The 17,836-nt window shown below is 69.9% G+C and carries 15 protein-coding genes and 1 pseudogene; 8 read left to right on the top strand and 8 right to left on the bottom strand.

Annotated features, from left to right (window positions below; translation table 11 throughout):
- The first annotated feature begins 464 nt into the window (after positions 1 to 464).
- From AC0682_RS14295 to AC0682_RS14280, 4 genes are all read left to right on the top strand, one after another.
- Complete coding sequence (locus tag AC0682_RS14295; RefSeq protein WP_478533028.1) at positions 465 to 1,280, top strand: arylamine N-acetyltransferase family protein; 816 nt, start codon at positions 465 to 467, stop codon at positions 1,278 to 1,280.
- Between the two features lie 308 nt (positions 1,281 to 1,588).
- Positions 1,589 to 2,800 carry a pyridoxal phosphate-dependent aminotransferase gene (locus AC0682_RS14290; RefSeq protein ID WP_254811810.1) on the top strand — a complete coding sequence of 404 codons (1,212 nt, stop codon included), beginning with the start codon at positions 1,589 to 1,591 and terminating at the stop codon, positions 2,798 to 2,800.
- A gap of 115 nt (positions 2,801 to 2,915) precedes the next feature.
- Complete coding sequence (locus AC0682_RS14285; RefSeq protein ID WP_478533027.1) at positions 2,916 to 3,326, top strand: SCO4983 family protein; 411 nt, start codon at positions 2,916 to 2,918, stop codon at positions 3,324 to 3,326.
- A 706-nt stretch (positions 3,327 to 4,032) separates the two neighbouring features.
- Positions 4,033 to 4,215 (top strand): hypothetical protein, encoded by a 183-nt coding sequence (locus AC0682_RS14280; RefSeq protein WP_478533026.1) that lies wholly within the window; start codon positions 4,033 to 4,035, stop codon positions 4,213 to 4,215.
- A 206-nt stretch (positions 4,216 to 4,421) separates the two neighbouring features.
- Here AC0682_RS14280 and AC0682_RS14275 read toward each other — a convergent pair whose 3' ends face one another.
- Positions 4,422 to 6,245: a phosphoenolpyruvate carboxykinase (GTP) gene (locus AC0682_RS14275; protein ID WP_478533024.1), complete on the bottom strand. Its 1,824-nt coding sequence runs from the start codon at positions 6,243 to 6,245 to the stop codon at positions 4,422 to 4,424.
- Positions 6,246 to 6,454: 209 nt separating this feature from the next.
- On the opposite strand from AC0682_RS14275, the gene trhA reads away from it, so the two are divergent.
- Positions 6,455 to 7,168: a PAQR family membrane homeostasis protein TrhA gene (gene trhA, locus AC0682_RS14270; protein WP_254811813.1), complete on the top strand. Its 714-nt coding sequence runs from the start codon at positions 6,455 to 6,457 to the stop codon at positions 7,166 to 7,168.
- Positions 7,169 to 7,264: 96 nt separating this feature from the next.
- Here the strand turns inward: trhA and AC0682_RS14265 are convergent, their stop codons facing one another.
- The 7 genes and pseudogenes from AC0682_RS14265 to AC0682_RS14235 form a co-directional block, all read right to left on the bottom strand.
- The gene (locus tag AC0682_RS14265) at positions 7,265 to 9,295 is read right to left on the bottom strand and encodes a thioredoxin domain-containing protein (RefSeq protein ID WP_478533022.1); all 2,031 of its coding nucleotides are present in this window, start codon (positions 9,293 to 9,295) and stop codon (positions 7,265 to 7,267) included.
- A 100-nt stretch (positions 9,296 to 9,395) separates the two neighbouring features.
- Positions 9,396 to 9,641 (bottom strand): DUF7848 domain-containing protein, encoded by a 246-nt coding sequence (locus tag AC0682_RS14260; RefSeq protein WP_478533021.1) that lies wholly within the window; start codon positions 9,639 to 9,641, stop codon positions 9,396 to 9,398.
- Positions 9,642 to 9,930: 289 nt separating this feature from the next.
- Positions 9,931 to 10,785: a helix-turn-helix domain-containing protein gene (locus tag AC0682_RS14255; RefSeq protein WP_478533020.1), complete on the bottom strand. Its 855-nt coding sequence runs from the start codon at positions 10,783 to 10,785 to the stop codon at positions 9,931 to 9,933.
- A gap of 3 nt (positions 10,786 to 10,788) precedes the next feature.
- Positions 10,789 to 11,310 (bottom strand): DUF6879 family protein, encoded by a 522-nt coding sequence (locus tag AC0682_RS14250; RefSeq protein WP_468142651.1) that lies wholly within the window; start codon positions 11,308 to 11,310, stop codon positions 10,789 to 10,791.
- Entirely contained in the window at positions 11,291 to 11,554 is a 264-nt protein-coding gene (locus AC0682_RS14245; RefSeq protein ID WP_478533018.1) for a hypothetical protein, read from the bottom strand. The genes AC0682_RS14250 and AC0682_RS14245 overlap by 20 nt, the downstream gene beginning before the upstream one ends.
- Before the next feature lie 540 nt (positions 11,555 to 12,094).
- Positions 12,095 to 13,753, bottom strand: coding sequence for a recombinase family protein (locus tag AC0682_RS14240; RefSeq protein ID WP_478533016.1), 1,659 nt, complete (start codon positions 13,751 to 13,753; stop codon positions 12,095 to 12,097).
- A 56-nt stretch (positions 13,754 to 13,809) separates the two neighbouring features.
- Positions 13,810 to 14,610: pseudogene (locus AC0682_RS14235) on the bottom strand (thioredoxin domain-containing protein); the annotation flags it as partial.
- Between the two features lie 310 nt (positions 14,611 to 14,920).
- On the opposite strand from AC0682_RS14235, the gene AC0682_RS14230 reads away from it, so the two are divergent.
- Genes AC0682_RS14230 through AC0682_RS14220 form a run of 3 tightly spaced genes read left to right on the top strand, consistent with a single transcriptional unit; the run spans position 14,921 to position 17,834 of the window.
- A complete protein-coding gene (locus AC0682_RS14230) occupies positions 14,921 to 16,000 on the top strand; it encodes a hypothetical protein (RefSeq protein ID WP_478533014.1) in 1,080 nt (359 codons plus the stop codon).
- Complete coding sequence (locus AC0682_RS14225) at positions 15,988 to 17,001, top strand: ABC transporter ATP-binding protein (RefSeq protein ID WP_478533012.1); 1,014 nt, start codon at positions 15,988 to 15,990, stop codon at positions 16,999 to 17,001. Before AC0682_RS14230 ends, AC0682_RS14225 begins: the two co-directional genes overlap by 13 nt.
- A complete protein-coding gene (locus AC0682_RS14220) occupies positions 16,998 to 17,834 on the top strand; it encodes an ABC transporter permease (protein WP_478533011.1) in 837 nt (278 codons plus the stop codon). The genes AC0682_RS14225 and AC0682_RS14220 overlap by 4 nt, the downstream gene beginning before the upstream one ends.
- The last annotated feature ends 2 nt before the right edge of the window (positions 17,835 to 17,836 follow it).

The following is a 17,836-nucleotide window of genomic DNA, read 5'->3' as shown; positions in this document are numbered from 1 at the left end:
CCCCCCCCCCCCCCCCCCCCCCCCCCCCCCCCCCCCCCCCCCCCCCCCCCCCCCCCCCCCCCCCCCCCCCCCCCCCCCCCCCCCCCCCCCCCTCCTCCCCCCCCCCCCCCCCCCCCCCCCCCCCCCCCCCCCCCCCCCCCCCCCCCCCCCCCCCCCCCCCCCCCCCCCCCCCCCCCCCCCCCCGGGAGTCCCCTGCGGCCACCACGCCCCGGAGGACAGGGCGCCGCGACCGGGCCAGAGGACGGACGGTCGGCAACGTACGTCGCCATCGGTGACCGGCCTCCGACCGGCACCGACAGACCGACGGGCAGGCGGGCAGGCGGGCCGACAACGCGGGGCCGGTGCGGCTCCCGCGGCCACGCGTCACCGGCGCCGGTGAGTCCTGGCCCCGGCGCCCGGCAGCGCGCGCCACGGGCCCGGTGAGCCTGAGGCGCTGTCCGGGCCCGGCTGCGTACGGTCGGGGTATGACACTCGACCTCGACGCCTATTTCGCCAGGATCGGCTGGTCGGGGGAGCCCCGGCCCACGGTGGAGGTGCTGCGGTCCCTGCACCGCGCGCACGCCCTGGGCATCCCGTTCGAGAACCTGGACGCGGTGCTCGGATCGGCTCCCTCCCTGGACCTGGCCGACCTGGAGGCCAAGCTCGTCCGCGGCGGGCGGGGCGGTTACTGCTACGAGCACAACACCGTCCTCGCCACCGCCCTGCGCCAGCTCGGCTTCACGGTGACGCTGCTGGCCGCCCGGGTGGTCCTAGGTGCGGCGCCCGGCGACACCCGCCCGCGCAGCCACATACTGCTGCGGGTGGACGTGCCGGGCGTGGCGACCCCCTACATCGCCGATGTCGGGTTCGGGGACGTCGGCGCGCTCCTGGAGCCGATCGAGCTGGTCCCGGGCGCGGAGCTGCACGACGCACCGCGCCGCCACCGGCTCGTCACGGTGGCGCACGACGGGCCGCTGGAGATGTGGGAACTGCGGGCCGAGCAGGGCGGGAGCTGGGAGCCGCAGTACACCTTCACGCTGGAGCCGTTCGAGGGCCCGGACTTCGAGATGATCAACTGGTACGTGGCGACGAGCCCGCGCTCGCCGTTCCAGCAGGCGGTGTACGTGCGGCGCACCCGGCCCGACGCGTCCCACCTGGCGCTCGCCGGGCTCGACCTGGTCGAGCGGGCCGAGGACGGCACGGTCAAGGAACGGCTGCTGTCGGGCCGCGACGAGGTGGTGCGGGTGCTCCGGGACGACTTCGGCATCCGCGTACCGGAGGGCGCCGAGCTGCCGGCGTAGGCACGGGCGGCCACGCGGGCGGAACGCACGCGTACGGGCGCCGCGTCCGTCACCTGTGCGGGCGACGCGTCACCCGCACGGCACACCGCGCGCGGCCCACCGCCACCGCCCGCGTGGCGCATCTCACCCGCCCGGGCCGCTCACGCCCCATTCCAAGCCGCGACGCCGCCCTCACCGGCCCTTCCCACGGTCCGGGGCCGGGGCGGCCTTGCCGTTGGAAGCCGGAGCACGGCGACGGACGGGGCCGGAGCCCCGGGAACGGCGCAATCTCCGCGCACCCCGCGAAACACGGCCGTAAGCTCGCGGACATGCAGGTCATCCAGTCCACCAAGCTCGCCAACGTCTGTTACGAGATCCGGGGCCCCGTGCTGGAGGAGGCGATGCGGCTCGAAGCGGCCGGTCAGCGCATCCTCAAGCTCAACACGGGCAACCCGGCCGCGTTCGGGTTCGAGTGCCCGCCGGAGATCCTCGAGGACATCCTCCGCAACCTCTCGGGCGCGCACGGTTACGGCGACGCGAAGGGGCTGCTGTCGGCGCGGCGAGCCGTGGTGCAGCACTACCAGACCAAGGGGATCGACCTCGATGTCGAGGACGTCTACCTGGGCAACGGAGTCTCCGAGCTGATCCAGATGTCGATGCAGGCCCTGCTCGACGACGGCGACGAGGTACTCGTACCGGCTCCGGACTACCCCCTGTGGACGGCCTCGGTCGCACTGGCCGGCGGGACGGCCGTGCACTACCGGTGCGACGAGCAGGCCGACTGGATGCCGGACCTGGCGGACATCGAGCGGAAGATCACCGACCGCACCAAGGCCCTGGTGATCATCAACCCGAACAATCCGACCGGCGCGGTGTACGACGACGAGATGCTGCGCGCTCTCACCGAGATCGCCCGCCGCCACAACCTCATCGTCTGCTCCGACGAGATCTACGACCGGATCCTGTACGACGGCGCCACCCACACCCCGACGGCGGCGCTGGCCCCCGATCTGATGGTGCTGACGTTCAACGGGCTCTCGAAGAACTACCGGGTGGCCGGCTACCGCTCCGGCTGGCTGGCGGTCTGCGGCCCGAAGGCGCACGCCACCTCGTACATCGAGGGGCTCACGATCCTGGCCAACATGCGGCTCTGCGCCAACATGCCCTCCCAGCACGCCGTGGCCACCGCGCTCGGCGGCCGGCAGTCCATCGAGGACCTGGTGCTGCCGGGCGGCCGGATCCTGGAGCAGCGGGACGTGGCGTACGACCTGCTGACCTCGATCCCCGGGGTGACCTGCGTGAAGCCGAAGGGGGCGCTCTATCTCTTCCCCCGGCTCGACCCGAAGGTCTACAAGATCAAGGACGACCGGCAGATGGTGCTGGACCTGCTGCGGGCCGAGAAGATCATGGTCGTGCAGGGAACGGGGTTCAACTGGCCGGAGCCCGACCACTTCCGCATCGTGACGCTGCCCGCGACGGAGGAGCTGCGGGACGCGGTGACCCGGATCGGCTCGTTCCTGGACGGTTACGGGCAGCCGTAGGGCGAGCACGGCGGGGGGCGGGGACCGGGCGAGGCCGGACCGAATGTCAGATCGGGCGTAAACTTAGACTCGATCCAATGTAGGATGGATACCCAGCATCACCGGGAGGCCATCCATGTACGAGCCGATCCGCACCCCCTCGGTCCACAGCACGGCCGACGACGCGGACTTTCCGCACCGCAGCCGCGAGGAGGAGCTGGACATCCAGCTGGCCGGACACCTCGCCGCCCTCCTCGCGGTCACCGACGAACTCGGCTTCGGCGCGGCGGGCGACCGCATCGCCGAGCAGGTGGCGCGGCTGCGCGGCGCCCCGCCCGCCCGGCACGCCGCCCTGACCGACGCAGCCCCGGCGGCCCTGCACCGCCGCGCCCACGCCCTGGCGGGCCGCGCGCTGGTGGTGGCGGCCTCCCGCGCCGACACGACCGCGTCCATCCTCTCCGCCCAGCGGATGGACGCCCATGCCGAGGCCCTCGCCCCGGCATCCGCCGACAGCGCCGCCTCCGGGCAGCTGGTCGGCGCCCACTGACGGCCCCGGTCCGCGTGCCGGCAGGGCGCGCGGACCGGGCGCCACGTTTCCCCTCCCCCGGCCTCCGTTCTCCCCCTCCGCCCTGCGTCCTGCGTCGGGGCCGTCGCGTGCCGGCATGGCCGCTTCGTCTCCCGTACACCCGACGCAGCCAGGAATGTGGGCTTCCGGGCGCACGCTGCGTACGTGACGCGTCGTGGGAACCATCCTGGCGGTCCTGCTGGACCCTCGCCGCCAACGGCCTCGCCCGGCTGAAGACCGACGGCACCTCCGGCTTCGCCACCCGGGGCACACTGCTCATGGGCCCCCACCTCAAGGCGGCCGAGGCGGACCGGGCCTGGCGGCAGCTCGAAGGGGCCCTCGGGCAGGCCGAGTTGAGCGGCACGCTCTTCATCACGAGCACCGACCCCGCCTCGTCCGACCCGGCCTCCCGGTCGGACCGGCTGCGCAAGGCTTCACCACCCTCCGGGAGTAGCCGACCCAGGTGGACCTGCCACCGGCCGCGACCGAACATCTGGACTCGCTACGGGAGCGCTGGAGGGACTCCTGACGCCTGGCCGGGTCTCCGAGCCGCTGGCACGGGGCTCGGAAGGCGTGCACGTACTGGCCCGTGCGGTGCACCGGAGTCTCCCGGCGTCCGTGGACGCCCGCGTACGGACTCGGTGGTGGACCCGGATGGCCCCGCCGGCAGGACCCCGAGGAGCAGCTGGTGCGCCAACTCGCCCTGCTCGACGGAGAGGTGGAGGAGCTGGTGGCGGGGTTGCGGGAGGCGGAGGAGATCCGTCGGCAGAGCCCTACGCGCTACCTGGAGGACCGGGGCGCAGGCCGTCCCCGAAAGGCCGGAGAGCCGGGGGAGCCGAAGAGCCGGAAAGGGACGGCCCCCGGAACCTGAGGGGGTTCCGGGGGCCGTCAGGGCGTCCTTGGTCGGGGACTCCCTCGGGGGCTGGCGTCTTTGACAGCCCCCGTTCCGCGGCGGGTCGTCGTACCCACAGGTCAGGGCGGATGTCCGATGGACCCGGCCGCGGGGCTCGGAGTGCGGGACTGCGAGAGACCGGAGTCCGGGCGACCGGACCTCGGCCCGGCGCCCCGGTCCGGGGCTCAGCCCAGGCGGTCCACGAGCTTGCGGTACTCGTCCCACAGCTCCTTGGGCGTGTGGTCGCCGAAGGTGTTGAGGTGCTCGGGGACCAGGGCGGCCTCCTCGCGCCAGACCTCCTTGTCGACCGTGAGCAGGAAGTCGAGGTCGGCCTCGGCGAGGTCCAGGCCCTCGGTGTCCAGCGCGCCCTTGGCCGGCAGGATGCCGATCGGGGTCTCGACGCCCTCGGCCTTGCCCTCCAGGCGCTCCACGATCCACTTCAGCACGCGGCTGTTCTCGCCGAAGCCGGGCCACACGAACTTGCCCGCGTCGTTCTTGCGGAACCAGTTCACGTAGTAGATCTTCGGCAGCTTGGCCTGGTCCTTGTCGGCGCCGACCTTGATCCAGTGGTTCATGTAGTCGCCCATGTTGTAGCCGCAGAACGGCAGCATGGCGAACGGGTCGCGGCGCAGCTCACCGACCTTGCCCTCGGCGGCGGCCGTCTTCTCGGAGGCGACGTTGGCTCCGAGGAAGACACCGTGCTGCCAGTCGAAGGACTCGGTGACCAGCGGTACGGCGGAGGCACGGCGGCCGCCGAAGAGGATGGCCGAGATCGGGACGCCCTTGGGGTCCTCCCACTCGGGCGCGATGATCGGGCACTGCCCGGCGGGGACGGTGAAGCGGGCGTTGGGGTGGGCGGCGGGCGTGGTGGACTCGGGGGTCCAGTCGTTGCCCTTCCAGTCCGTGAGGTGGGCGGGCGCCTCCTCGGTCATGCCCTCCCACCAGACGTCGCCGTCGTCGGTGAGCGCGACGTTGGTGAAGACGGAGTTGCCCCACATGGTCTTCATGGCGTTGGCGTTGGTGTGCTCGCCGGTGCCGGGCGCGACGCCGAAGAAGCCGGCCTCGGGGTTGATCGCGTAGAGGCGGCCGTCCTCACCGAACCGCATCCAGGCGATGTCGTCCCCGATGGTCTCCACGGTCCAGCCGGGGATGGTCGGCTCCAGCATGGCCAGGTTGGTCTTGCCGCAGGCGGACGGGAAGGCGGCGGCGACGTACCTCGACTCACCGCGCGGCGGGGTGAGCTTCAGGATGAGCATGTGCTCGGCCAGCCAGCCCTCGTCGCGGGCCATGACGGAGGCGATGCGCAGGGCGTAGCACTTCTTGCCGAGCAGGGCGTTGCCGCCGTAGCCGGAGCCGTACGACCAGATCTCGCGGTCCTCGGGGAAGTGCGAGATGTACTTGGTGGTGTTGCAGGGCCACGGGACGTCCTCCTGGCCCTCCTCCAGGGGTGCGCCCAGGGTGTGGACGGCCTTCACGAAGAAGCCGTCGGTGCCCAGCTCGTCCAGGACGGCCTGGCCCATGCGGGTCATGGTGCGCATGGCGACGGCGACGTACGCCGAGTCGGTGATCTCGACGCCGATGGCGGAGAGCGGGGAGCCGACGGGGCCCATGCAGAAGGGCACGACGTACAGGGTGCGCCCGCGCATGGAGCCGCGGAAGATGCCGTTCTCCCCCGTGAAGATCTCCCGCATCTCGGCGGGGTCCTTCCAGTGGTTGGTCGGACCCGCGTCCTTCTCCTCCTTGGAGCAGATGAACGTGCGGTCCTCGACGCGGGCGACGTCGCTCGGGTCGGACGCGGCGTAGTACGAGTTCGGCCGCTTGATCTCGTCCAGCTTGGTGAACGTGCCCTTGGCGACGAGCTCCCCGCACAGGCGCTCGTACTCGGCCTCGGAGCCGTCGCACCAGACCACCTGGTCCGGCTGGGTGATGGCTGCGATCTCGTCGACCCAGGAGATCAGCTCCTGGTGGTGGGTGGGGACAGTGAGGGGAGCCGCGATGTCGCGCGCCACGATCGCTCCTTGAAGAGGGTGTGTGTTGTCAGGTGCCCCGTGGGGGCTGCGACCCGGATGCTTCGTACCCTTCGATCCCCTGGCGCTCATCCGGTGCCGACCGCACTCATTTGATCATCCGACCGTTTCGCCCATCTGTCCAGGGGGCCTCACACGTGAGCATCACCACTCGTATCCGTTACCTACGGTTGCGTAGGTAGCATGCCGATATGACTGACGCCGCTGCTGCCGCCGCGACCACCGGCCCGATCGAGGCGACGAAAGGACCTGTCGCCCTGGACCCCCCTCCCGTCAAACCCCGCCTGCGCGGCTGGCTGCACGCCGGAATGTTTCCCGCCGTACTGATCGCCGGGATCACCCTGATCGCGCTGACCGACAGCGTCGAGGGCCGGATAGCCTGCGCGATCTACGTGGCGACGGCCTGCCTGCTCTTCGGCGTCAGCGCGGTCTACCACCGGGGCACCTGGGGCCCGCGCGGCGAGGCGGTGCTGCGCCGGCTGGACCACGCCAACATCTTCCTGATCATCGCCGGGACCTATACCCCGCTGACCCTGCTCCTCCTGCCCGAATCCACCGGACGGCCCCTGCTCTGGGCGGTCTGGGCAGCCGCGGCGGCGGGCATCGCCTTCCGGGTCTTCTGGGTCGGCGCCCCGCGCTGGCTCTACACCCCGTGCTACATCGCGATGGGCTGGGCGGCGGTCTTCTTCCTGCCGGACTTCATGCGGACGGGCGGCATCGCGGTGCTGGTGCTGGTCGTCGTCGGCGGGCTGCTCTACAGCGCGGGCGGGGTGATCTACGGGATCAAGCGGCCGAACCCGTCGCCGCGCTGGTTCGGCTTCCACGAGGTCTTCCACTCACTGACGCTGGCGGCGTTCGTGGCGCACTACGTGGGCATCTCGCTGGTGGCGTACCAGCACGGATAGCCCGTCGGGGTACGCGAAGGGGCTGATCCGTACGGGCAGGGAAAGGGGCCGGTCGCAGCAGGCGACCAGCCCCTCGCGCACCCCTCCCCTTCGGCTCTACCCGCCGAGCTTCACAGCCAGCTCCCCCGCCTCCGTGGTCGGCGCGTCACAGGCGAAGTGCCGGCACACATAGGCGGTCGGCCGCCCGTCCTTGAGCGGCCGGTCCGCCAGCAGCGGGAACTCGGCCCCGGCACCCGGCCCCTCCCCCGCCGCGACGACCGCGCCCGGGGCACGGCCGAGCAACGCCGTACGGTGCAGCTCACCGCCGACGGGCCCGGCGACGGCCACCTCGCGGGGCCCGTCCAGCAGCGCTTCGGCCACGGCGAGACCCCACCCGATGAACCGGGGCGCACGCGGGGCGAGCGCCTTCACCACACCGAGCGCCCCTTCGGCGGCGGTGCGGTGGGCGTCGGACCCGGTGTACGCGGCGTACGAGAGCAGCGCACCGGCCGCCGCCGTCCACCCGGCCGGGGTGGCGCTGTCGGTCGGATCCTGCGGCCGGCGGATGAGCCGCTCGGCGTCATGGGCGGTGTCGTAGAGCTGCCCGCCCTCGCCGGTGAACTGCTCCAGCACGACATCGAGCAGGAACCCGGCGAACTCCAGCCAGGCGCCCTCACCCGTGACAGCGGCGAGTGCGAGGAACCCCTCGGCCACATCCCCGTAGTCCTCCAGCACCCCGGCGTTGTCTCCCGCGCGCCCGTCCCTGGAGGTACGCGTGAGCCGGGCGACCTCGCCCAGGTGGACCCGGACCAGCAGATCGGCGGCCTCGGTGGCGCGCTCGACCAGGTCGGGCCGGTCGAAGTAGGCGCCGGTCTCGGCCAGCGCGGCGATGGCGAGCCCGTTCCAGGCGGCGACCACCTTGTCGTCCCGCCCCGGCCGCGCCCGCTCCTCACGGGCCGCCAGAAGCCGCGCCCGCACGTCGGCGACGCGCGCGGCGTCCACGGGTCCGGCGTCCCCCGCCAGCCGGAGCACGGAAGCGCCCCCCTCGAAGGTGCCCTCCTCCGTCACACCGAAGTACGCGGCGGCGAAGGCCCCGTCCTCCTCGCCCAGCACCGCGCGCAGCTGCGCGGGAGTCCACACGTAGAAGGCGCCCTCGACGTTCTCTCCCTGCGGGCCCTCGCTGTCGGCGTCGAGCGCGGAGGCGAAACCGCCCTCGGCGGTCCGCAGCTCCCGCACCATGAAGTCGGCGGTCTCCAGGGCGATGCGGCGGGCCTCCTCGGACCCGGTGGTACGCCAGAGATGGGCGTAGACCCGGCAGAGCAGCGCGTTGTCGTACAGCATCTTCTCAAAGTGGGGAATCAAAGGTCCACCGACCCTCGGCGTGAGCACGTACCGGTGGAACCCGCCTCCCACCTGGTCGTACAGGCTCGAACGAGCCATCGCGCCGCACAGCCCCTCCGCCATCTCCAGCGCGGCCACGGAGCCGGCCCGCGCGTGGTGGCGCAGCAGGAACTCGATCACCATCGACGGCGGGAACTTGGTGTCTCCCTTGAACCACCCGCTCGCGGGATCGATGTCCCGGGTCAACTGGAGGAGCGCCAGGGCCTGAGTCTCCTCGGTGGGCGTCCCGGCATCCCTGGTACTCAGTTCCCGCGCGGCAAGGTCCCGAGTGATCTTCCCCGCGACTTCTCCCACCTCGTCCCGGCGGCTCGTCCAGGCGTTGTGCACGCCTTCGAGCACCTGACGGAAGGACGGCATGCCGTGGCGGGCCTCAGGCGGGAAGTAGGTGCCGAAGTAGAACGGCTCCCCGTCGGGGGTCATGAACACGGACATGGGCCAGCCGCCCTGCCCGGTGGCGGCTTGCACCGCCTCCATGTAGACGGCGTCCACGTCGGGCCGTTCCTCGCGGTCCACCTTCACGGACACAAAGTGCTCGTTCATGTACGCAGCGGTGTCGTCGTCCTCGAAGGACTCGTGCGCCATGACGTGACACCAGTGGCAGGCGCTGTAGCCGACGCTCAAGAACACGGGGACATCGCGCCGCCGGGCTTCTTCGAACGCGGCGGTCTCCCAGGGGCACCAGTCAACGGGGTTGTCCGCGTGCTGGAGAAGGTACGGGGACGTGGCCTGGGCAAGTCGATTGGACATACCCCCATCCTTGCGCACCCGCCGACGCCCGCCCATCCGCCACGGGGCAGCGTACGAACGGAGCCGGGCCGAACCGCCGAGCTGTCTTGCTCGCCGTCGCTCAGCGGGCCGGGGTCGGGTCAGCGCGGGTCACCCGCGCATGGTCGGTGTACCCGCGTCGGTAGAGGTCGTGGCCGGGATTCAGGCCGGTGTGCCTCAGCGCCCAGTCTTGGGCGGTCTCGGGATAACCCTGCGGCCCGGACGACTCGCCGCACCCGATGGCCGTGCAGAACAGTTCTGCCGTAATGCCGCCCTCAGGCGCGTGCTGGATCGTGTGGGCCACGTAGCGGTAGACGGCGCGCGTCATCAGCGCCGCCGGTACTTCTCGGCACACTTGGTGTGCCGGTAGACCACGGCGGGCGGTCCAGAGGCCGTTCCGCGATGCCCCGGCGGCAGATTTCAAGAGATCCGATCGGCTGGTCGCACTCGGGGCACGCCTCCCCGGTCGGGGCGAACGTCGCGTACTCGTCCCTGCGTGCGTCGGTATCGCTGGTGCTACTCGCCATCGCTGGTGTCCCCTCACGTGGTCCGATACCGACCACACCAGGAAGACCGGAACCCCAACTCACAGCCGATTGCACACGATTGCGAGCCACCTACGCGAGGGAGTCACGCGCCTTGGCCAGCAGCGCACGGGCCTTGTCGCCGTAAACGGCCATGTCGGCCAGCGTGGCGAACGTGTCGGCGTACGCCTTCACCTCACTCGGCTGAGTGATCGTGAGGTAGCCGGACACAAGCTCAACGCTCACTTGCGCCTTGTCGTAGATCCAGAACCCTTCAACGGGCATACGTGCCCGCTCAAGCCGCGCTGGGACCACGCCCAAGGTCACGTTGGGCAACTCGCCTTCAGCGAGGGAACGCAGGCGCGCTAGCTGTTCTGCTTGGGTATCGGCGTCGCCGTAGCCGTTCCTCAACACAGACTCCTCCACCAGGAACGCGAACCGGCGTTGCCCCTCGATGAGCACCCGCTGTCGTTCCATGCGGACGGCCACAGCGTCGGCCACGTCATCGACTGGCACGCGGCGTCGCTGGACGGCACGCGAGACAGCTTCGGTGTAGCTGTACGTCTGAATCAGGCCGGGCACGAGCCAGGAGGAGTAGGCCCGAAACCAACGGGTGCGCTCGAACAGTGGCCGCACGGATTCTTGCGCCCGTCGCAGGCCGGCGCGCTCCATCCGACGCCAGGACACCCACATGCCCTCAACGGCCCGTAGAGAGGCAATCAGGTCCTCTGTCTGGTCCTGAGCGCCGCAGGCTGCGCACCACGCGCGAAAGTCGTCCTCGCTGGGCTGCGTCTTGGCTGTTGAGATCCTAGACACCTTGGACGGGTGCCAGCCGCACAACGCGGCCAAGTCTTTGCCGTCAAGCCCGGCATCCTTGACCAACTCTCGTAGGCGGTCAGCAAGGAGTTGCCCGGCTTGCTGGACGCTAGATGATGCTGATTGGGGCATGACTCACTGGACCGGCTTGTACTCCCCGTGGGGCGTTGCACGCTCCCACACCATCTCGAAGGCAGACGCGACAAGTTGAGCGACTTCCGGTTCTGTCCGCCACTCCCGGTCAACGACTTCCCCGACGCCAGAGAAGTACGTGAACAACACCGCCTCGCCATCGAACATCCAGAGGTCAGTGCCCGGCAAGGGAATGTCAGCGGCCCGACGCCGAGGGAGCCAGCGAACCAGCTCACCCGCCGCGACATTGGCGAACGTCATGTCGTGCTCATACCTGATGTAGTCCGTGACCGGCTCCGAGACGATCCGGGCCCGCCGCATGACGACCCCGCGCGCTGTCGTCTCCTGCACTAGGTCACGCCAGGTACCCCACCAGTCCGGCAGCTTGGCCGGGTCGCTGTTGTACCTGTGGCCATCACGCCAGCGGGCAAACTCCGGATCGTCCGGGGTGTAGCTGTCGCGCATCTCCAGGTGTACGGCCGAGTGCCGGGCCTTGGAGAGCCCTTCACGTACGGGGTACTTCACCGTTGCCGTCCTCCGGTCGCGGGATGTACTTCAGCATCACGGCGGGGAGACGAATGATCGCCTCGTGATCCGGCACGTCCGTGCTGTGACCGGGGATGGAGCCGATCTCCTGGCACGCCTTCACCTCATCCTCGGTGGCCCTGTAGGACTGGATCAGCAAGTCTCCCGTGTCCTCATCGAACCAAATGGTCGGCGAGTCGTCCACGGGCGTGTTCGGGATGATCCCGAGGAACCTGAGCTTCATGCCCGTCCTCTCCCTGCGTCGATCCGATTGCCGCCGATTGCTTGACTCTCAGCCGCCAGCGGGAGCCCGTCAAGACCGCCTGTTCGGACAACATGAAAGCCCCCGGCGACCACCCAGTACGGCCAGCCATCGGGGGCTTCGGTGGTCCTTCGCCGGGCTTGTCGACCCGTTAACGGGTCTCTTTCTCGGTGGCCCAAACAGGGTCTTGCCCAGCAGCCGCAAGGGTCGGCCGTCTAAAAAGGGAGCCACACGCAGGGCGCGTTTTCCGAGCCGGGGCCGGGATTGCCGGCGGGCACGCGTGGAAACTTCCGGGCCGCTCTCCCCTACCCGGGCGGGACCGCCGGGCACCGCAGGCAGTCGATGACCCATGCGTGGGCAGCGCGTGAGCGGCGGGAAGCGCGAGCGGTGACGAAGTGATGAAGTGACCCTGAATCCGGGTTACCCCTATAGATAGTGTTTTTGGTTCTATGTATGGAACAGAACTAAACGTCATTCCGTCACTTCGTCACCTGGCCCGATGCCCGGCCTTGCGCTTCGAACTCACTTCTTGGTGGTTGCGTCCTTCTTCGACAGCCAGTCGAACTCAAGCCGTTCCAAGATCGGGGTGTGATCCCCCTGCCGCGCAGCGGGTTTGACCGTGATGGCCTTTTTTCCAAGGGCGCACTTCAGGAGCATCCGCTTGTCCGCCATATCCGCCGCCTCCCACGCCTCACGCAGGGTGGCAACCTGGGTGAGCGGCGATAGGTCTGCCTCCGCGTCCAACGCGTCGAGGGTCGCGGTGGTGCTCTCGATGACGGCGCGCTGCCCTTCGCTCAGTTCCTCGAAGCGCTCTTCGTCCATCTTCCCGTACACATAGAAGTCGTCTTCGAGCTTCTTCACACGACGCTGGGCCGCCTCAAGCGCCTTCTGAGCCTCGTCCTTCTTCGCCTGCGTTTCGGGGTCCGCGAAGGCGAGCCACCGGCGGGCTATCTCGATGACCACCGGGTCCCCCGGCTCAAGGGCTGTGATGTGGTGGATCCACGCCTGTCCAACCGCGTGGTCGATGCGGTCGGCGAGGGTCACCACTCCCTCGCAGATCGACTTGCCCCGCGTCTGCCGGACCTCGCACCGGTAGCGTCCGCCACGGTGGCTCATCGAGCCGCCACACGGTTCGAGGTCGCCCGTGCCCTTCTTGTCCCGCAGCCGCCCGCATCGGTAGCTCCCCGTCCCCAGGTACTTCGCCTCCGGCTTCCCCTTGGCCCACCGTTCGTCGGTCCGTTCTGCGATAAGGGCCTTGATTTTGAACCACTCGCCCGGCGTCACAACCCCCTTGCCGCACATGACGACTTCACCCTTCTCGTTGCGCAGGGGCTCGCCGTATCCCTCCCAACTGTCCAAGGGGTTGCCGTACTCGTCCGTCTTGCGCCGCCGGACCGGGACCATGCCCGCGAAGAGCGGGGACTGAGCGAGCTTGCTCACCGCCGTGGGCGACCAGGTGGCACCGCTCCGGGTGCGGTACCCCTCCTCATTGAGCTGGTGGGCCGTGTCCTTGGTCGTCTTCTTGTCGAGCAAGAGATCCACCAGCCTGCGAGCTGTGCCGTACTCGTCGGGATGGGGTTCGACCTTGCCGCTTCCAGGGGCGCTGTAGAGGCCGAACGGTGGCCTGCCCGTTCCTCTTCGGCCTTCCGCCTTGTGCGAGTCATGGCCGATCTTCACGCGCTTCGCTGTGTCCTTCGCTTCCTCCCTGGCGCGTTCGCTCAGGATCGCGAAGACCATGCGGCCACCCTGTGATGAGTCCAGCCCTTCGGACACGGAGACGAGGCGAGATTGCCGGCGGTCGAACTCGTCGAGCATGCGGCCCACCGCCCCCATGCCGCGCCGGTCGAAGCGGTCCGTCTTCCACACACCGAGCGTCTTGGACTTGCCGTCCATGATCGCTTGTGTGGCCTTCTCAAACTCCCTGCGCCGCACGTAGGTCTTGGAGGCCGAGAGTTGTTCAACCCAGACGTGCCGGATCTGAAGCCCGTTTGCCTCCGCCCAGCGCACCACGTCTCGCAGGTGCCCCCGCAGCGTGGCCAGGTCTTCCTTTTTGTTGCTTCGTCGCAGGTAGGCATCCATGAGTCCGGACGGCTCGGCCGTCGCGGGCTTGTCCAGTCCCAGGGCTTCCAGTTCCTCAGGGCTGAGCCCCAGCCCGACCAGCGTCGCGTGATCCTCGCGCACCACAACCCCCTCTGTTCTCAGGGGAAATGGTACGGAAGCAATGGACCCTAGACAGCTACTTTCTCGAAGTGCGGGACCACCCACTCCCGGTCCACGGAGTACCGCGCGAACCCGCCGCCGAGCTGGTCGTAGATCCCGCCCCGGGCCATCGCCGAACAGGTGTCGGCGGCCATCTGAAGGGCCCCCTCGGCCCCCGTACGGGCGTAGTGCCGCAGCAGGAACTCCACCACCATGGACGGCGGGAACTTGGGCGCGCCCCCGAACCCCCCGTACTGCCCGTCGTACTCCCGCGTCAGCCCGAGCAGCGCCTGCGCCACCTCCGACTCCCCCGGCACCCCGTCCCCGCCGTGCGCCAGCGACCGCCCCGCCAGATCCGCGACGATCCGCCCGGCCACCTCGGCCACCTCCTCCCGCCGGTCGGCCCAGGCGGCGCTCACCCCTTCGAGCACCTGCCGGAAGGAGGGCGAGCCGTGCCGCGGCTCGGGTGGGAAGTAGGTCCCGAAGTAGAAGGGTTCGGCATCCGGGGTGAGGAACACGGTCATCGGCCACCCGCCCTGCCCGGTGGCCGCCTGCACGGCCTCCATGTAAACGGCATCGACGTCGGGCCGCTCCTCCCGGTCCACCTTGACGGAGACGAAGCGCTCGTTGAGGTAGGCGGCGGTGTCGTCGTCCTCGAAGGACTCGTGCGCCATGACGTGGCACCAGTGGCAGCTGGCATACCCGACGCTGAGCAGCACGGGCACATCCCGCTTCCTGGCCTCCTCGAACGCCTCGGGCGACCAGGGCCACCAGTCGACGGGGTTGTCGGCGTGCTGGAGGAGGTACGGGGAGGTGGTCTGCGTAAGTCGGTTGGCCATGGGCCCAATCCTCGCGCACCCGTCCCCACGACACCCGCGCGCCACGGGACGGAAGGCGAACGGTCAGGGGGACGTGGGTTCACGCCTGCCGGGCCGGTGGATCGATCGTACCGGTGCCTGGCGGTGGGGAGAAACGTGCACCGTGTCGCCGTGCACATGGCGCGGGTGGACAGAGTCCGGGGGCTCTGGTGGGGTGAGGGAGTTCTGAGAACACGGAAGGGCGATCCTCAGTAGCCGACTTCCCTGCCTGCGGCGGCGCTTGCTGTCCTCTAGCTCGATTGTCGAGGCTGAATCAATGACAACGGCCCTCTTGAGCGTGGCCATCATGACTCATCCGGCCCGTTCCGCGATGGCGGGGAGTCTGGCCGGGTTACTCGGCGGCGACGTCAGGGTGGTCACGGATCCGGAGCCCGGTGGGACGCCCAATCCGCTGCGTACGAGCGTCGAGGCGTGGGCGGCCTTCGGTGAGGGTGCGACTCATCACATGGTGTTGCAGGACGATGTCGTGCCGTCGGGCGAGCTGTTGTCCGTCGCGCGTGACGCAGCCGCGCGGTTTCCCCGTTCGGCCGTGGCGTTCTACACGAACTGGGACGGCCCCGACGGCGCGGCGGTCCGCGTGGGGGCGCTGGCCGGTGCCGGGTGGGTGTCGGCGATCGACGACATCTACACCCCCACTCTCGCCCTCATGCTGCCCGTGGATCACGCGGCCCGTTTCTCCGAAGAGGCGCGTCCCCTCGTGTCGACGCGCCGCGAGGACGACGCGGTGATGCTGGACTACCTGGAGCGTCATCGTGTTCCCGTCCTTCTGTCCGTACCCAATCTGATCGAGCATCAGGGAACGGAGAGCATCGCCGGGAACGCCGGTGAGCGGTGGCGGTCGGCTTGCGTGTACCGCGGTGCCGATCGGCCGCGTAACGAGGTGCTCGGCGCGTTGACCGCCGTACCGCACTATCGCGACGGCGCGGCCTATGTCCTTCGGTACGAGGGGGAATCCGCGGGCCGCCGCGTCTGGCGACGGACGCCCTGGCGCCAGGCGGCGGACGCGTTCGGGGTGGACGTCGGGCGGGTCGACTCCGCTTGGGACGAGTGGTCCGGCAGCGATCCCGCGGCGCGGGCCGTCTGCGAGCTCATCGGCCGGCCCGAGACGCGTGAACTGTGGGCCATGGCCTGTCTGCTCGGTATCGCGAGCGAGCGGGTGCGTCCCCGTGAACGGGCCGCGGACGATCGCCTCCGCTCGACAGCGCTGAGCACGCTCGGAGTCGGCGGTCTCATTCCGGTCGTCACATGGCGTGAGCTGAACGGAGCCCGGCCCCTGATGCACCGCCTGGCCATGGCCGGGGCGGAGTACGGTGCGGCTTCCGCGCTCGGGGGTGCCGCGTGTCGGCGTTGATCAGGGCGGAGGGGCTGACCAAGTACTACCGGCGCCCGCGTCGCCACGAAGGGGCGTTCGGCGGGCTGCGGACCCTGGTCACCCGGCAGTACGACGAGGTGCGGGCCGTCGACGGCGTGGACTTCACCGTGTCGGCCGGCGAACTCGTCGGCTATCTCGGCCCGAACGGCGCGGGAAAGAGCACGACCATCAAGATGATGACCGGGGTCCTCGTCCCGACCGGCGGTCTCATCGAGGTGCACGGCACCGCCCCCTGGCGGAACCGGGAGAAGAACGCGATGCACATCGGCGTCGTGTTCGGGCAGCGCAGCCAGCTCTGGTGGGACCTGCCCCTCGTGGACTCCTTCACCCTGCTGGGAAAGATGTACCGCATGTCCGATGCGGGCTATCGCCGCAGGCTCGACGAGTTCGTCGACCTGCTCGACCTGGGTCCGATCCTCGACCGGCCGGTCCGCCAGCTGAGCCTGGGCCAGCGCATGCGGGGCGACCTGGCCGCGGCCATGCTCCACGAGCCGTCCGTCCTCTACCTGGACGAGCCGACCCTCGGTCTGGACGCCGTGGCGCGGGACAGGATGCGCGACTTCATCGCGGAGATGAACCGGGAGAGCGGCACCACCATCGTGCTCACCACGCACGACCTCGTCGACGTCGAGGCCCTGTGCGAGCGGGTCGTCTTCATCGACCAGGGGCGGGTCCTGTACGACGGGAGCGTCGCGGCCCTGAAGGCCGCGTACGCGCCCCACCGCACGCTGGTCGTGCAGCTCGCCTCCGGACTGACGGCGGGCCGGGCCGCCGAGCTGCTCGGTCCCGACGTCCCGGGCGAGGTGACCGTGGAGGAGGGATCGACGCTGCGGATACGTTTCGAAGCGCACCGGATCTCGGCCCAGGAGGTCATCTCCGCGGTGACGAGCCGCTATCCCGTGACCGACCTCTCGATCGTGGAGCCCGAGCTCGAGGACGTCATGCGGACCCTGTACGGCAACCGCGGGATCACCGTATGAGCGTCAGCCGGACCACCCGCCTCGACGGTCCCCTCCGCAACCTCCCCGCCTACCTGCAGATCATCCGCGGCCGGCTGCGCATAGCCCTGACCTACCGTCAGAACGCGCTCTTCATGCTGCTCGTCGTCATCGTCCAGATCTTCATCCTCCGCAAGGTGTGGACCGCGTTGTACGGCGACGCGGGAGTGGTGAAGGGAGTCGCGCTGGCCGATGTCCTCGTCTACCTGACGATCGCCAACCTCCAGAACTGGGCGATGCAGGACTCGGCCGTCGGCTCCTACCTCTACTCACTGGTACGGGAAGGACGCATCGCCTTCGACATCCTGCGGCCCGCCGGCTTCGTCCAGCAGATGCTCGCCCATCTGGTGGGGGGAACCCTGTCGATGGTGCTGTTCGCGACGGCGGCGCTGCCGCTCGTCGCGCTCGTCGGCACGCTCGGGCCACCCGCCTCCCTCGCGGCCTTCGGGTACTGGCTGCCCAGCCTCCTCGTCGCGTTCGCCATCTCCATGCTGCTCAACCTCATCGTCAGCCTGGGCGCCTTCTGGACGACCGAGCTCGGGGCGTTCAGCATGCTCTACACCCTCGTCAGCCAGTTCCTGGCGGGAGTGCTCGTGCCGCTGTACTTCTTCCCGGACTGGCTGCGGACGGTGGCCGAACTCCTCCCCTTCCAGGCGATGACGTTCACCCCCGTGGCGATCTACGGAGGTCAACTGGCCGGCGGCGAAGCGGTCCGGGCGATCGGCGTGCAGCTGCTCTGGGTCGCCCTGCTGGCAGGCGCCGTACGGCTGATCTGGTCGCGGGCACTCCACCGTGTCGTGGTGCAGGGAGGGTGACG

This window comes from Streptomyces sp. NPDC043746, from assembly GCF_056436485.1.
The sequence above is the reverse complement of the archived record's forward strand: the minus strand, read 5'-3'. Positions and strand labels throughout refer to the sequence as shown.

What these genes read in the sequence shown, in the direction of transcription:
- AC0682_RS14295 (WP_478533028.1), top strand. Translation starts at nt 465, where the DNA reads ATGACACTCGACCTCGACGCCTATTTCGCCAGGATCGGCTGGTCGGGG.
- AC0682_RS14290 (WP_254811810.1), top strand. Translation starts at nt 1,589, where the DNA reads ATGCAGGTCATCCAGTCCACCAAGCTCGCCAACGTCTGTTACGAGATC.
- AC0682_RS14285 (WP_478533027.1), top strand. Translation starts at nt 2,916, where the DNA reads ATGTACGAGCCGATCCGCACCCCCTCGGTCCACAGCACGGCCGACGAC.
- trhA (WP_254811813.1), top strand. Translation starts at nt 6,455, where the DNA reads ATGACTGACGCCGCTGCTGCCGCCGCGACCACCGGCCCGATCGAGGCG.
- AC0682_RS14265 (WP_478533022.1), bottom strand. Translation starts at nt 9,295, where the DNA reads ATGTCCAATCGACTTGCCCAGGCCACGTCCCCGTACCTTCTCCAGCAC.
- AC0682_RS14260 (WP_478533021.1), bottom strand. Translation starts at nt 9,641, where the DNA reads ATGACGCGCGCCGTCTACCGCTACGTGGCCCACACGATCCAGCACGCG.
- AC0682_RS14255 (WP_478533020.1), bottom strand. Translation starts at nt 10,785, where the DNA reads ATGCCCCAATCAGCATCATCTAGCGTCCAGCAAGCCGGGCAACTCCTT.
- AC0682_RS14245 (WP_478533018.1), bottom strand. Translation starts at nt 11,554, where the DNA reads ATGAAGCTCAGGTTCCTCGGGATCATCCCGAACACGCCCGTGGACGAC.
- AC0682_RS14220 (WP_478533011.1), top strand. Translation starts at nt 16,998, where the DNA reads ATGAGCGTCAGCCGGACCACCCGCCTCGACGGTCCCCTCCGCAACCTC.